The organism is Komarekiella delphini-convector SJRDD-AB1, assembly GCF_014831675.1.
GTDB lineage: Bacteria > Cyanobacteriota > Cyanobacteriia > Cyanobacteriales > Nostocaceae > Komarekiella.
In genome coordinates this window covers 135,998-150,489 of record NZ_VJXY01000010.1, presented here as the reverse complement: position 1 = coordinate 150,489, position 14,492 = coordinate 135,998, and the positions used below count along the sequence as shown (strand labels likewise).

12 protein-coding genes are annotated in these 14,492 nt (G+C 42.4%); 7 read left to right on the top strand and 5 right to left on the bottom strand.

The features are described 5' to 3' along the window. Nucleotides 1-645: 645 nt before the first annotated feature. Nucleotides 646-2,067: an O-antigen ligase family protein gene (locus FNW02_RS11830; RefSeq protein ID WP_191757742.1), complete on the bottom strand. Its 1,422-nt coding sequence runs from the start codon at nucleotides 2,065-2,067 to the stop codon at nucleotides 646-648. Beyond that, nucleotides 2,049-2,891, bottom strand: coding sequence for a YaaW family protein (locus tag FNW02_RS11825; protein WP_191757741.1), 843 nt, complete (start codon nucleotides 2,889-2,891; stop codon nucleotides 2,049-2,051). Before FNW02_RS11825 ends, FNW02_RS11830 begins: the two co-directional genes overlap by 19 nt. 157 nt (nucleotides 2,892-3,048) lie before the next feature. On the opposite strand from FNW02_RS11825, the gene FNW02_RS11820 reads away from it, so the two are divergent. The 3 genes from FNW02_RS11820 (at nucleotide 3,049) to FNW02_RS11810 (ending at nucleotide 6,795) form a co-directional block, all read left to right on the top strand. Next, the gene (locus FNW02_RS11820) at nucleotides 3,049-4,113 is read left to right on the top strand and encodes an NAD(P)/FAD-dependent oxidoreductase (RefSeq protein WP_191757740.1); all 1,065 of its coding nucleotides are present in this window, start codon (nucleotides 3,049-3,051) and stop codon (nucleotides 4,111-4,113) included. Between the two features lie 558 nt (nucleotides 4,114-4,671). Next, nucleotides 4,672-5,049, top strand: coding sequence for a hypothetical protein (locus FNW02_RS11815; protein ID WP_191757739.1), 378 nt, complete (start codon nucleotides 4,672-4,674; stop codon nucleotides 5,047-5,049). 855 nt (nucleotides 5,050-5,904) lie between these two features. Continuing rightward, nucleotides 5,905-6,795: a bestrophin family protein gene (locus FNW02_RS11810; RefSeq protein WP_191757738.1), complete on the top strand. Its 891-nt coding sequence runs from the start codon at nucleotides 5,905-5,907 to the stop codon at nucleotides 6,793-6,795. 196 nt (nucleotides 6,796-6,991) lie between these two features. Here FNW02_RS11810 and FNW02_RS11805 read toward each other — a convergent pair whose 3' ends face one another. Then, nucleotides 6,992-7,840, bottom strand: a complete 849-nt coding sequence (locus tag FNW02_RS11805; RefSeq protein ID WP_191757737.1) for a M28 family peptidase — start codon at nucleotides 7,838-7,840, stop codon at nucleotides 6,992-6,994. A 320-nt stretch (nucleotides 7,841-8,160) separates the two neighbouring features. On the opposite strand from FNW02_RS11805, the gene dnaK reads away from it, so the two are divergent. The 4 genes from dnaK to FNW02_RS11785 all read left to right on the top strand — a co-directional run bounded on the left by dnaK (nucleotide 8,161) and on the right by FNW02_RS11785 (nucleotide 12,646). Next, nucleotides 8,161-10,272 carry a molecular chaperone DnaK gene (gene dnaK, locus FNW02_RS11800; RefSeq protein ID WP_191757736.1) on the top strand — a complete coding sequence of 704 codons (2,112 nt, stop codon included), beginning with the start codon at nucleotides 8,161-8,163 and terminating at the stop codon, nucleotides 10,270-10,272. Between the two features lie 302 nt (nucleotides 10,273-10,574). Continuing rightward, a complete protein-coding gene (locus tag FNW02_RS11795; protein ID WP_191757735.1) occupies nucleotides 10,575-11,582 on the top strand; it encodes a DnaJ C-terminal domain-containing protein in 1,008 nt (335 codons plus the stop codon). A 218-nt stretch (nucleotides 11,583-11,800) separates the two neighbouring features. Continuing rightward, nucleotides 11,801-12,322 (top strand): J domain-containing protein, encoded by a 522-nt coding sequence (locus tag FNW02_RS11790; RefSeq protein ID WP_191757785.1) that lies wholly within the window; start codon nucleotides 11,801-11,803, stop codon nucleotides 12,320-12,322. 51 nt (nucleotides 12,323-12,373) lie between these two features. Further along, complete coding sequence (locus tag FNW02_RS11785; protein WP_191757734.1) at nucleotides 12,374-12,646, top strand: DUF3143 domain-containing protein; 273 nt, start codon at nucleotides 12,374-12,376, stop codon at nucleotides 12,644-12,646. A 148-nt stretch (nucleotides 12,647-12,794) separates the two neighbouring features. Here the strand turns inward: FNW02_RS11785 and FNW02_RS11780 are convergent, their stop codons facing one another. Next, nucleotides 12,795-13,544: an isoprenyl transferase gene (locus FNW02_RS11780; RefSeq protein WP_191757733.1), complete on the bottom strand. Its 750-nt coding sequence runs from the start codon at nucleotides 13,542-13,544 to the stop codon at nucleotides 12,795-12,797. Continuing rightward, complete coding sequence (gene cdaA / locus FNW02_RS11775; protein ID WP_191757732.1) at nucleotides 13,541-14,464, bottom strand: diadenylate cyclase CdaA; 924 nt, start codon at nucleotides 14,462-14,464, stop codon at nucleotides 13,541-13,543. The genes FNW02_RS11780 and cdaA overlap by 4 nt, the downstream gene beginning before the upstream one ends. Nucleotides 14,465-14,492 lie beyond the last annotated feature (28 nt).

Genomic DNA, 14,492 nt, shown 5'->3' with positions numbered 1-14,492 from the left:
TGAAACTTCTACTTGAAATTCTGCTAGGCAGGTTTCAACTGAATTACTTTTTCTAATTTTGCTCTCCTCGGAAATTGTGCAGCTTTTAAACTGTCCTTTTTCATCGAACGATATATAACTGTTTGCTTTACAGGGAAAATTGGATATCCCAGAATGAGAACTAGAAAATTGAACAGTAACATTCTGACCAAGTAAACAATTTGCCAGCGAACCATTTGAATACCGATTAATAATTCCTGGTTCACATACAATTGCTGCATTAGCAGGCTGAGAAACAGTAAAATTGATTGTAAATAAAGCTAATGAAGATAACAATACCAAAGAGTGCAATGATGATTTCATAAATAAATTTACGCTTTTTATTAATTAAAATTTTGCAATAATATACTTCATTTATAAAAAATAAAAAATAAATAAAAGGGCATCTACGAGAGATGCCCCGGATGTAGGAAAATCCCCATAAGGGCTGTCCCTACACCTTCCCAACAATCAGCAACAGTGACTAATTCGGCATTAGCCACACTCACAGATGTGAATACAGTAATAGTATTAATTTAAAACTCTAAATGTCCCCAGTGCATACACTGAAAAACAATTGATGGCTATTCTAAATAGCATTGCTCGCCATTACTTAACTTACTGATTTTAATGAGCTACAAGCTTGTCATCATCATAGTGATAGACTACTCCACAAATAGCAGCTAAAAGCAACCACGAGAGCAAATTCAAACGGAAATCAAATAAAGTTATGTCTACTGTGTTGAATAGTAGCCACCCAACAAAGACCAAAAGATAACTGAAAAATATCAGTCGGTCTTTTTCTATATATTTTGACTTTCGCAGCAGTTGGAAACCTGCAATTAAAATCCAACCTAGTAAGCCGCAAAATAAAAAAGTACTTGGAAAACCAGTTTCCGCAGATAGCATCAAAAACAAATTGTGGGGATGACCCAAGCGAATCTGCATCTGCGTTTTGTAGAGTGTTGTAAAGCTGCGTAAGCCCCAGCCAGTCCAAGGATGTTGCTGAGTCAAAGACCAAGCAAATTCCCACTGAGTTTTTCGCATTAAAGCAACTGGTCTATTTGGATACATATCGTCGTTTAATCGCGCCCAAAAGAAAGCAGGAACGATCTGGCGAAAAAATTGAGCGACTGGTGAGGGAGCAAAAGCCGCAAAAAGGACGCTAGTGACTATACCGACGACGCTACCTACAAGAATGCGCCACCCTTGATAGAATGCGTAAGCTAAACAAGCAAAAATAGCGATCGCCCACCCATTGCGCGAGTTAGTAAAAATCAAAGCAATGAAATTGGTAATCTCTGCCACAGTTAAGAAGAGGAGGGGGAGAGGAAGAGAGTGGAGGAGTGGGGGAGTGGGAGCAAGGGAGCAGGGGAGCAAGGGGGAAGTTGCAGTAAGTCTTTCCCCTCTGCCCCTCCGCACCTCTGCCCCTCTGCCTCTTAACCCTTGACTTTTAACCCTTAATTGCTGATAGTTTTCCAGCCACAATCCCAATCCCAGAGTAAAAACTATTACCAGGTAAGCCGCGAAGCTGTTAGCGTGCATGAAGATTGAGGCCATGCGGCCTGGTGGTTCTCCTCCTGGTGCGATCGCCCACTCTAAGACGATCCATAAAAACTGTAACTGCAAAGTCCAGCCCAAAAACAACTGTCCCAAACCCATAATTGCTACCGGCAAGGAACCAATAACCAAAATCCAAGCCATTTGTCGCAATTGAGCAGGTGTTTGAATCAGCGCACTCAGACCAACGAAAACTAAAAAAAACGGTAAGAAATTAAATAAACCGAGGAAAGCCTCTGTTTTGTTATTGGCAAATCCAGCGGTGATGATCAGCAATACACTCAAAAGAGCAAATCCCCAGTTAAGGGGGCGGCGGTTAATTATGCTAGATTGTTGCAGCCAAGTTAGTAATACTGCAAAACCTAAACCCACAGCCCCCAAAAATGGACTCAATGGAAAAACCAAAAGTCCCAATTGAGTTAAGTTCCAAGAGGATTGTAAACTAGGGTCAGGATGATAAAAAGCCTTATTCAAGCTGGCTCCCAACATTCAGCACGAGTGAGACGAATTTGTGCAAGGGCGAAAATGGTAGGAATGATCCGACCGTAGTTAGTAGCGATCGCTCTCCATCCCAAATCCGCAAAAAACCAAGCCCACATCATCGGCCCGATCACGGCAAACATACTACGGACTGCGCCATAACGAGCGGCACTCAAAGTCATACCCCGCCGGGCCATCTGCATAGCTACATAGTTTTGAAACTGTGCTTTAGCCGCTTGAGAGCCTGCGATTGCCGTTTGTTTGGCTACTTCATGGGTAGCAAAGTGTATGGCAAATTGCTGGGCGATTTGTTTGAGTACGAGTGGTTGAAGGAGGGAAGTGACAGCCAGCGCACTACCGCCTTTGAAAAGTAATCCCAAAGGGTCACGTTGTAATAAAAGTGGCAGCGGTTGTTTGAGTTCTGAGTTGACAAGCTGACGCTGTACCCGCACAGTCAATTTTTGCTTTTCCTGTTCAGGCAATTTTTTCCACACTTGTCCAAGCAGATGCAAAAATACCTCTGCTTCTAAATCAACAGTTGCCAGCTGATTAGAATAAGAAATTTTCAAATATTTACATACTTGAATTAGCGCTTGTCGGTAAGTTACCTGCTCTGTGCGTCCCCGCAATACGGTCATCCCATCTGCCGCTAAAAAGCGAAAGCGATCTTCTAGTGCGTCTAGCCAAGCTTTGCGGTCTTGGCTTTGGACTTCGATAGGTTCGGGCGTGTGAACATAGTCTAAGGGATTGAATTTACGACTAAATAGAATTGCCGTTAAATCTTGTAATTCTTCTTCGGTTGCTAGCTCTAGCGCCATCCTCATTTCATCCAATTTCCCTTCCTCCCTTCCGTGCAGCCTTTCTGTACCCTATTCTACTATTAGGTATTTTGTCCTCTATTGAAAAGTTTTGATCCGAGGAAACCTCGGATCAAAGTTTTTGCTCTGTCATTTGTCTTTTGACAAATAATAACTAAGAACTATTTGACTCATGACTGATATTGCAGTGATTGGTGCCGGAATAGCCGGTTTAGCCTGTGCCCAGCAGTTAACTCAAGCTGGATATTCGGTGCTGGTTGTGGAAAAGTCCCGTGGTTTAGGGGGAAGAGTTGCGACACGCCGCTTGCATGGAACTTGGGCAGATCATGGGGCTTGTTACTTGAAGCCAAAGGGTGAATTGTTGAGGCGCTTTGTAGAGTTGTTAAGCGATCGCGATATTCTCAAAGTCTGGACAGATAAAGTTTACGAACTCAAATCCAATGCTCCCATATATCAACCTACAAGTTCCTGTCCGCGCTATGTTGCGCCTGGGGGAATGAGTGCAATCGCCAAATTTTTTGGCCAAGGTTTAGAAGTTTTATTGAATCAGCGTGTCATAGCTATTACCTTAACTCCCGAAAATAGTTGGCGTCTAACCCTCGAATCTAGCAACGAAGAATTAACTGCAAGAGCTATAGTAGTTGCCATTCCTGCACCTCAAGCTTTGATGCTGTTGACACCCTTGGGCGAAAGTTTATTAGATGCAGTGTTTCTCGATAACCTGCGGGCTGTAGAATTTGACCCATGCATCAGTGCGATCGCTGGATATTTTCCTACATCCCAACCGCTCCCAGTCTGGAAAGCTCTAAGTTTTATGGATGACGCTGATTTGGCATGGATTGGTTTGGATAGTAGCAAGCGTTCCAACCCTCAGCAACCACATTTTGTAGTGCATAGTAGCGCTGATTTTGCCCAACGTCACCTAGAAACACAGGATTTACAACCTGCTGGCGAGCATCTGTTGCAACGTGCAGCTGAATCTCTATCTCTTCCCTGGCTGAATACTCCCGACTGGATACAAGTACATCGTTGGCGTTATGCCTTTCCTACCCGTCCTTGGCACGAAGCTGTTTTGTCTGCCGAAACCCCCCTACCTTTAGTTTGCTGTGGTGATTGGTGTGGCGGCAATCTTATAGAAGGTGCGATGCTTTCTGGATTGGCTGCTGCTGAGCAAATTAACAATCAGATGCGTCATTTGCCTTTAGATAATATAAATTTTTTAAATATTTTTAACTAATTTTATCATCTGTCATGAGACTGATTTATCTACATAGTAAGTCATTGTTTTTGTGACCTCTTAAATTAATGCTTGCAAAATCAGTTTTATAGACTACATAAACAAATTTTAGTTCATGCTGCAACAGCAGATTGAGCAGCTAAAGTTAGAAGTAATGTAAATTACCTAAGAAGTTAAACTTAATTAAAAATTTCATCCTAATTAAGGTTGTTTTGTCACTATTAGCCTTGATCCCCTAAATAATGTACTGCGTTTTGTATAGTTTTCTGCCAAAAAGACATAACTTTGAAATAATTAGAGTTATAGATATAAAATATCGGTGGTTTACCAGTTTCTTGAATGCTGTTTTAATAAGTAATACTGAAAAACAGTATAAACTTTAACTAAAATCAGCAGAGCTAAATGTCTCATATTCTACCAAGATAAAAAGTTAAGTCCGGGGTCTGTTGCATCTATCAGTTAAATCACTTCTAACTGATTGTTATGACGGCGTTGCTATCTAGAAACATTGTTTCCCTTACAAAGCATCGACTGGATTAAAAAAGAGGTTTAAAAATTATGAAAACCGTAGTCAATTTAACACAGCAATCAGTAATAGGAGAGATTGAAAGTGTTTTGGATACATATCCATACCATCCTTATCAACAAGCCTTTGCAATTCCTGACTTGCGCCAAGAGCTAATTGTCTTTGTCCTCAACCGTATTCCCTGCTTTTATAGTGCAATGTCTGACGAACAGATACCGCTACCCGCAGCAGAAAAAGAGAGCTTGTTAAACTACAAGTTCTCCCGTAAACCCCTAGAACAGCAACTACACCTACAAAATTTGATTCACCAAGGCATTTGTTCAATTGTTCAAGAAAAGTCAGAATGGATTAGCCATCATCTTTGTGAAACAGTTCAACCAGGTTATGAACCCTCTCACTGGTTTGGTTAATACTTCTGACAAGAGTTGAGAATAAATGCGAAATTTGCATCTTTGCTGAGAATGATATCCGCAAAAGAGTAATTTTTTAATTTTGTAGAGACGTTGCAATGCAACGTCTCTACGAAATAATCGGTTTTTTTGTCAAGCAAAACCGCCCCAGTGATAAGCTGGGGCGGTTTTGCGAGAGTTGTTATGCATCGGGAGTACACCAACAAGTGATGCTCCGTTTTCTGTATAGAGAATTCAGTATGTATCCCTATTCCGCTACGTTATAGCGTATCCGGATATTTTACAAAATTGCGAACTGACAAGTCAGCGCTTACGCTATCGCAAAATCTGCCCGGTGGGGAATTATCCCCGATGCCATCGGTTTTTTAGGAACTACCCTAGTCTTTATAGGCAAAAACTCTAGCTAAAAAGAAACTCCAGATACGATAAAGGCGTTCTGGAGTAGTCACAGGTTTCAAACATAAATCGATTTTTACCTATATCATTATCCAATGTCGTTAGGGTATATACTCAAATATCGGGGTAATGTATAATGACAAATTGCTGCGCGTTTACGCTTATGTCACCTCAGCAAAAACAAACTCGACAATTACCTGACTATTTTCTAAAGTAAAGATTTTTGATAGCGTAATATCATATCCTCAAATTAAATCTAATTAGATGCAATCAAGAACCGCTATATTTTAGTAAAGACATACTAATAACAATTGTGGGTATAGATCAAGAGTATTTGATGTGCGATCGCGCAAACGCTAACTTGTTAGTTCGCAACTAAATTAAGTTTATAAAAACAGCTATCCTAGAGTTATTATTTTTAAATTACTCAGATACTAAATATTTCATTAAGGTAAGTGCATGAAAGCCGAAAAACTGCAATGGTTACAAACAACCTTACAGCTTAAAGGTTCAGTGACAAGAGCCATTTACAAACATATTATCTGGTGTGGAGCTTTTGGTTTTTTAATTTCTATATTACACTATTTTCGATTACCCGTATCTCAACCTATTTTAGGAAGTGTTATTCCCAGTATTGTTTTAGGTTTATTGCTGGTGTTTCGTACGAATACTGCTTATGAGCGGTTTTGGGAAGGCAGAAAATGTTGGGGTTCTATAGTAAATAATGTCCGAAATTTAGCACGGCAAATTTGGGTATCAGTGGATGAAATATCTCTAGACGATAGAAAAAATAAAATTACAGCATTAAATTTGTTAGTAGCTTTTGCTGTCACAACTAAACTGCATTTACGAGGAGAAACTGTAACTAGCGAGTTAGAAGAATTAATGCCGTCTTCTATGTACGTCAAACTGAAGATTATGAATAATCCTCCCATAGAGGTTGCTTTTTGGATAGGAGATTTTTTACAGCAGCAATATAAGCGCAACTGCCTCAATAGCTATCAATTAACATCTATGCAAGAATTATTAAATAATCTTGTTGATAACTTAGGTGCTTGTGAGAGAATTCTAAAAACACCCATGCCACTCGCTTATGCCATTCATCTTAAGCAATTATTAATACTATATTGCTTTCTCTTACCATTTCAAATAGTAAATAGTCTCGGTTGGTGGACAGCTATAATTACTGCTTTAGTTGGTTTTACAGTGTTTGGCATTGAGGCGATCGGCTTAGAAATAGAAAATCCCTTCGGTTATGATGCTAACGACTTACCCCTAGATGCAATTTGCAACACAATGAAACGTAATATAGATGACTTAACTAGTTTGACTTCTAGTCTTAAATCTTAAGCTCATCCCACCCCTAAAAGGTGATGGGATTTCACGTTGACTGTTGACTGTTAACTGTTAACCGTCAACTATCAACGGCGTTGGGGCGTCTTTCATCCCATCCTTAGAAGGAATGGGTTTTTCCGACGCCTTTTTATAACAAATAAATTCTATTAGGTTAGGTTATGAGTAATTAGTTATAGTTATTAACACTGGCTCATAATAGCCGAATACTAAGTTCCAAACCTTCACATATACCTGTGAGAAAATCTAAATCTAAAGTGGCAATAGTATCACTAGGTTTGTGATAATTTGGATTCCGTAAAAATGCTGTATCTGTCACCATAATTGCTGGATAACCTGCATCCCAAAATGGTGCATGATCGCTTAATCTTGTTTGACGAACTATTAAACCTCTGTTCGATACTGGTAACCACTGACTAGGTATGCCAACTTTGCGAATACTGCGGCTAATCCCAATTAAGTCACGAATTGTCCGCAAATTGCCAATTAAACTAATAAAATCGCCGCGATTTGGGTAAAAGCGTTCTAGAGGGGGCGGATAACTTTGGGAGCCAGGGCTAGAATCACGATAGCCAAGCATTTCTAAGGACATCATTAAACGTAGCGGTTGTTTTTGTTGACGCAATAAGGCTGCATAGTCAGCGCTACCTAGTAAGCCGTATTCTTCCATATCAAAAGCAACTAGTCGCAAGGGATATTTTGCTGGTTCAGCGGCAAACTTTCTTGCCAATTCCAGCAATACTGCTACACCTGTAGCATTATCATCAGCGCCAGGTGTTCCGGGTACAGCATCATAGTGAGCACCAATTAAAATTGGTGGCAAATCTGGCTTTTGCTGTTCAGCCTGAGAAGGCAAATTTAAGATGAGATTTTTACAGGTTTTGCTCCCTACTAGAAAGGTGTGGATTTCCACACTTCCCCATTGTGCAAATTGTTGACGGATGTATTCTTGAACAAAAAAATGTCCAGCTGTCGCCATGTAGGGATCACGTTCTCGCACAATCTCAATCAGATGAGTTCGTAATCGCTCTTTTAAATTCAAATGTTTCAAATAGTGCCAATATAATCTTTTTCAGATAAGAGGGAAAAAAAAGGCATAGTGTTATTAGGCTGTATTTGGCAACTGTTTAGATATAGTGAATTAAATTCATTGGACTACAAGAGTTAATGCTGCTGAGGCACACCAACCATCGTCAATGTTATCCTAGTCTTGCAACTAGCTCCTCAAACTTAAATTATTCTATTTGGCCTTAATTGATGATTATCATACCATTGAGGCGTTTTCATTCTGTAGTACAAAGCTAGAGATAGTCCCGCCCAATCATAATAAATTTATAAGACACGCTAGGAGAAGAGTAACGCATGGGCAAGGTAGTCGGCATCGACTTGGGTACAACCAACTCAGTAGTCGCCGTAATGGAGGGTGGCAAGCCGGTGGTGATTGCCAATGCAGAAGGAATGCGAACAACCCCCTCCGTAGTTGGTTTCAGCAAAGAAGGTGAAAGAGTCGTTGGGCAAATGGCACGACGACAAACCGTCCTCAACCCACAAAATACATTTTTCGCAGTTAAACGCTTCATTGGGCGCAAATATGGCGAACTGAGCCAGGATTCAAAGCGTATACCCTACACCATTCGTAAGGACGAAGTAGGTAACATTAAAATTGCCTGTCCCCGCCTTAATAAGGATTTCGCCCCAGAAGAAATTTCGGCAATGGTGCTCAAAAAATTAGCAGACGATGCTAGTCGCTACTTGGGTGAACCAGTAACAGGGGCAGTAATTACGGTTCCAGCTTATTTTAATGATTCCCAGCGGCAGGCAACCCGCGATGCTGGTAGAATTGCCGGGTTAGAGGTGTTGCGGATTCTCAATGAACCTACTGCTGCATCTTTGGCTTACGGATTGGATCGTGGTGATACGGAAACCATTTTAGTATTTGACTTGGGTGGTGGCACTTTTGACGTGTCGATTCTAGAAGTTGGCGATGGCATATTTGAGGTCAAAGCTACTAGTGGAGATACCCAACTTGGTGGTAATGACTTTGACAAAAAAATAGTAGATTGGTTGGCAGAGCAATTTCTGGAAACCGAAGGAATAGATTTAAGACGCGAAAGACAATCTTTACAACGCCTGATGGAAGCTGCTGAAAAGGCAAAAATCGAACTTTCCTCTGTCAGCGTCACTGATATTAACTTACCTTTTATCGCAGCTGACCAGGAAGGCCCCAAACATCTAGAAACTCGCCTGACTCGTTCCCAATTTGAAGGTTTATGCGTTGATTTGGTAGGGCGATTGCGGACACCAGTTAAAAGAGCGTTGAAAGATGCTGGTATGTCACCCGCAGATATTGAAGAAGTCGTGCTAGTTGGCGGTTCCACACGGATGCCAATGGTAAAGCAGCTAGTGCGGGACTTGATTGGCACAGAACCCAATGAAAACGTCAACCCCGATGAAGTGGTGGGTGTGGGTGCAGCAATTCAAGCAGGCATTCTCGCTGGCGAACTCAAAGATGTGCTGCTTTTGGATGTCACGCCTCTGTCTTTGGGGTTAGAAACCATTGGCGGTGTGATGAAAAAACTTCTTCCTCGCAACACCACCATACCAGTACGCCGCTCTGACATTTTTTCCACGTCCGAAAATAACCAAAATACTGTGGAAATCCACGTAGTTCAGGGCGAGCGGGAAATGGCAGCAAATAATAAGTCTTTGGGACGTTTCAAGCTGTATGGCGTTCCGCCTGCTCCTAGAGGAGTTCCACAGATTCAAGTATCCTTTGATATCGATGCTAATGGTATTTTACAGGTAACAGCCCTGGATAGAACCACTGGTAGAGAACAGAGTATCACCATTCAAGGCGCTTCCACTTTAAACGAGTCGGAAGTGAATCGGATGATTCAAGATGCCCAAAAATATGCTGAAGTTGACCGAGAACGCAAAGAAAGGATAGAAAAGCGTACTCGTTCTGAGGGGTTAATTTTTCAAGCAGAACGGCAACTCAGAGAAGTGGCGCTGGAATTTGGGATGCAGTTTGCCCGCAACCGCCGCCAACGAATTGATAATATCAGCCAGGAACTACGAGAAAGTCTCAAGCAAAATGACGATCGCGGTATTGACCAAGCCTACGCCGACCTGCAAGATGCTCTGTATGAGCTAAATCGGGAAGTTCGTCAGTATTATGCTGAGGATGAAGAAGACGACTTGCTTGGTACTATCCGTGACATCTTTACTGGTGGCGATAAAGAACGGGAACGCGAATCTCCCAGAGATACATACCGGGAACGCGATTCTTATGGGAGGGACTATAACAGCAAAGACTACAACAGTCGGGATTATAATAGCCGGGATTACAACAACCGGGACTATAACAGCAGAGACTATGACAAAGATAGTCGTTCCTCCTCCTATGACAACCGTTCTTCTCGCAAATCTCGTCCAAGTTACCAGGATAACTGGGATGATGACGATGATTGGTAGCAGTACTCGTGAATGGGCGGTATTTATTTACCGCCCAGACCCCATTGCACAAGTCTGGTAGTCTGAAAAAAATAATCAAATTGATTCGGAATTAGGACTTGGTAATCAGTAAAAGAGTTAATAATTAAGTTTTTTAAGTTGTAGCTCATTATCAAAATCCCTAAATTTCTGTTTATCATAAATCCCTTTAGACACAGATTCGCCTAACACGTAGCGTCAACTACAGGAGAAGACAAGCCATCCCCAAAAGTCAAACAAGAGACTTTTCTTAAAACTAAATTCTAAAGTTAAATAACTGAACTATGCAAAATTTGCAGAATTTTCGCGATTATTACGAGATTTTGGGAGTATCTAAAGACGCCTCCAATGAGGAAATTAAAAAGGTATATCGGCGGTTAGCACGACAGTATCATCCTGACCTAAATCCAGGAAACAAAGAAGCAGAGGAAAAATTTAAGGTTGTCGGTCAAGCTTATGAAGTTCTTTCTGACCCAGGACGCCGAGCACAGTACGACCAGTTTAGCCGCTACTGGAAGCAACAAGGCTTTGCTGGCAAACAAACGACGCCACGAGGCAAAGGCGGTTGGGGGGTAGATAATCGCGCTAACGGTCGCACCAGCACCCAGGAGGTAGATCCTGGACAGTTTTCCAACTTTGAGGATTTTATTAATCAAGTTATTGGTGTAGGTGGTCGCAAAGCAAGTAAAAATGGGACAAATCCTGCTAGCAATACCAAAGAAGATCCGTTTCGTTCCACCAATACAAAAGTTCAATATACAGTCAATCCCCGCCCCACCCGTCGTGATATCGAAGCTAGATTGACCCTACCACTGGAAAAAGCTTATTTAGGTGGTAGTGAACGTATTCGTTTGGAAGATGGGCGATCGCTAGAAGTTAATATGCCTATAGGGATGGTTACAGGTCAAACTATCCGTCTGCGGAACCAAGGCATTGGCGGTGGCGACCTATACTTAAAAATTACCGTTGAGCCGCATCCATTGTTTAAGCTAGAAGGCTCTAATATATTTTGCCAAGTACCAGTTACTCCCACTGAAGCAGTCTTAGGCGGACAAGTAGAAGCCCCCACTCTCGACGGCCCAGTAAAAATGACAATTCCTCCAGCAGTTAGGTCTGGTCAAAGATTTCGTCTAGCGAATAAAGGCTATCCCAGCGAGAACGGTAAACGTGGCGATCAATTAGTAGAAATTCAGATAGTTACACCTAAAAGTATTAGCAGTGAAGAACGGGAACTTTACGAAAAGTTGCGGCAAATTGAAACCTTTAAACCCCGCGCTGATTTGTTGGGTTAGAGACTATATCAGCTAAATAGTCTTTATACAGATGCATCAAAGAGAACTAGACTTTATTATCCAACCATCGTAATAACACGCTCGCTCGAATGCATCTAAAGGCTATTCCATTTGAGTTAGACATAGGAGACTCGCGTGCTGTGGACTTGAGAGGTTTACAATGATAGAAAAAGCGCGATCGCAAGGTGACTCAAACAGCCGTGAATCACAATGGGGCAATGCCAAAACGCAGTGAACCCACTTATTACTCCCTGCTAGGACTGCATCCCTCGGCATCGGTAATCGATATTCGTCGTGCTTATCGAGAACTGAGCAAACGCTATCATCCTGACACTACAGAATTGTCTACTACTGTTGCTATTGCTAAATTTCAGCAAATCAATGAAGCCTACGCTACCCTGAGCAGCCCAGAACGACGATTAAGTTACGATTTAAAAATTGGCTATTCCCGCTTTGGAGTAATTCAAGCACCCCCCGACTTGAATCATCCCGTCTCCCGTTCCCATGACTGGTCTAAATCAGCTTACCTCGATGCCAGCGATCGCCCCCTCTCCTCTGGCGAAATTTTTGTTTTGTTTATTCTATTGTTGACCTTTTTGGGTTGTCTGCTGCTAGCGATCGCCATTGGTTTAACGCGCGGTGATGCTGCCTTTCAAACGCAACTGCTGCAACCGCCTCCATTACAACAGCAGATTACTAACTTTTCGCCACCTACTACCCCAAGCGAAATTAAAGATTAAAATTAAACAATATTTTTGTTAATTATTTCTAAGTAAAATTCTCTATTGCTTATGTCTTTTCTTCCCTCTGACACTCCTTTATATAACCATCCTCTGCCGCAAATTGAGCAATGGCTCAAAAGCCAAGGCTGTCAACAAGATGAAACACAGCGCCATTGCTGGCACGTGCAGCGTCCCAGTTGGCAAGCTGAACTCTGGCTTGATATTGAGCAAATTATTGTGCGATACATCCAATCTGGAGAAGATGGGCAAGATATCCAACGCTCGTTCAAGTATTCCCTTAGTCGAGAAGACATAGAACAAGCCGTGTTTTCTGGCCCGTAGAAGAGGAGGGGAAGAGGGGAAGAGGGGCAGAGGGGGAAGAGGGGCAGAGGGGGCAGAGGGGCAGAGGGGGCAGAGGGGCAGAGGGGGAAAATGGAAAAATTTCTTCCCAATCCCCAATCCCCAGTCCCCAGTCCCCAGTCCCCAATCCCTAGACTTTCCCAAATCGCCGCTCCCGTTGTTGGTAGGCACACAAGGCGCGGTGAAATTCAGTACGGTCGAAATCTGGCCAGAGAGTCTCTGTTATGTACATTTCTCCATAAGCCATTTGCCAGAGAAGGAAATTCGAGAGGCGCATTTCTCCACTGGTACGGATTAGCAAATCTGGGTCAGCTATTCCTGCTGTGTAGAGATGGCTCTCAAACACTTCTTCATTAATTTCATGAGGTTGTAACAAACCTTGTTGGACTTTTTCGGCGATTGCTCGGCAAGCTTGGATAATCTCCTGGCGTCCGCCATAATTGGTTGCGACTGTAAACCGGATACCAGGATTATTCCTAGTTTCTTCCATTGAACGAGAAATTTCCCGTTGGAGCGATCGCGGTAGGGCCTGCAAATTTCCGACAAACTGAATTTGAACGTTCTCCTCTACCATTTCTCGCAGTTCTTGGCGCAAAACTCTTTGGAACAGAGTCATTAAAAAATCTACCTCTTCTTGAGGCCTTTTCCAGTTCTCTGTCGAAAAAGCATAAGCTGTCAGCGCTTGAATTCCCCAATCTTTACAACAACGGAGCAAATCCTTAAGAGCATCTACACCAGCTTTATGCCCCATAATTCGGGGTAGACCTTGACGTTTAGCCCATCGACCATTGCCATCCATAATTACCGCAACGTGCTTGGGTAGCAGTTCTCGTTTCAAGTCAATGGGCAAATCTTGCAATTTAGTTTCTTGTACTGTCATTTTTTATCTCGAGAAGCGGTCGATGGTAATCCGAGCAAACGTGAAACCAGTGCTAGTGCCTTCCCACCTATCTGACGAGCCAAACTTAACAGACCTGGAGCGACAGCTTCCCGATCCACCGTTGGAGACAATTGAGCATCTAATGACTCTTTTAGCTTCCTAATCGTCAGCGGTCTATTTAGGGTTCCTCGTTCCGCTAAGGAAATAGAACCCGTTTCTTCTGACACAACGACACAAATGCAATTTTCGACTCGCTCAGTAATTCCCATCGCCGCCCGGTGGCGTGTTCCCAACTGGCGCGAGGCTGTGCGTCCCGAAAGTGGTAAAATTATACCCGATGACACAATCCGTGAACCACGGATCAATGTTGCTCCATCGTGTAACAAAGTTTTCGGTTGAAAGATTGTCTGTATCAGTTCCTTAGAAACTTCTGCATTTAGCTTTACTCCAGGCACAGAAAAATCTCGCTCATCAATTGGGCCTGTGGTTTCCAAAATTAGTAAAGCTCCAATGCGGTTTTTTGACAATTCTTTCACAGCCTCGACTATTTCATCAATTACACTATCAGACTTGGGGATTGCCAGACTTGAAGGTTGAAATAACTGGCGGAATTCACCACGTCCCAATTGTTCTAAAAACCTACGAAACTCTGACTGTAAAGCAACTGCCATCGCTACAGCACAACCAATTACCAACTTTTCTAATACAAAACTCAGCAGAGGTAGACCCAATCTGCCACTTAGTGCTGAGGCTAGCATTAAGATAATAAACCCCCGCACCATCCACAGTGTCCGACGCTCACTAATAATAACTAGTATCATGTACGTCAGCGCCAGAACTAACGTGATATCCAGAGTCCCAAGCAGCAAGGACTGTGACCATCCTAGGTTTGTCAGCCATTGCTTCCACCAATCTCTCATGACATCTGGATTACACTTTTGCCTCTAA

What these genes read in the sequence shown, in the direction of transcription:
- FNW02_RS11830 (WP_191757742.1), bottom strand. Translation starts at nt 2,067, where the DNA reads ATGTTGGGAGCCAGCTTGAATAAGGCTTTTTATCATCCTGACCCTAGT.
- FNW02_RS11820 (WP_191757740.1), top strand. Translation starts at nt 3,049, where the DNA reads ATGACTGATATTGCAGTGATTGGTGCCGGAATAGCCGGTTTAGCCTGT.
- FNW02_RS11815 (WP_191757739.1), top strand. Translation starts at nt 4,672, where the DNA reads ATGAAAACCGTAGTCAATTTAACACAGCAATCAGTAATAGGAGAGATT.
- FNW02_RS11810 (WP_191757738.1), top strand. Translation starts at nt 5,905, where the DNA reads ATGAAAGCCGAAAAACTGCAATGGTTACAAACAACCTTACAGCTTAAA.
- dnaK (WP_191757736.1), top strand. Translation starts at nt 8,161, where the DNA reads ATGGGCAAGGTAGTCGGCATCGACTTGGGTACAACCAACTCAGTAGTC.
- FNW02_RS11795 (WP_191757735.1), top strand. Translation starts at nt 10,575, where the DNA reads ATGCAAAATTTGCAGAATTTTCGCGATTATTACGAGATTTTGGGAGTA.
- FNW02_RS11790 (WP_191757785.1), top strand. Translation starts at nt 11,801, where the DNA reads ATGCCAAAACGCAGTGAACCCACTTATTACTCCCTGCTAGGACTGCAT.
- FNW02_RS11785 (WP_191757734.1), top strand. Translation starts at nt 12,374, where the DNA reads ATGTCTTTTCTTCCCTCTGACACTCCTTTATATAACCATCCTCTGCCG.
- FNW02_RS11780 (WP_191757733.1), bottom strand. Translation starts at nt 13,544, where the DNA reads ATGACAGTACAAGAAACTAAATTGCAAGATTTGCCCATTGACTTGAAA.
- cdaA (WP_191757732.1), bottom strand. Translation starts at nt 14,464, where the DNA reads ATGAGAGATTGGTGGAAGCAATGGCTGACAAACCTAGGATGGTCACAG.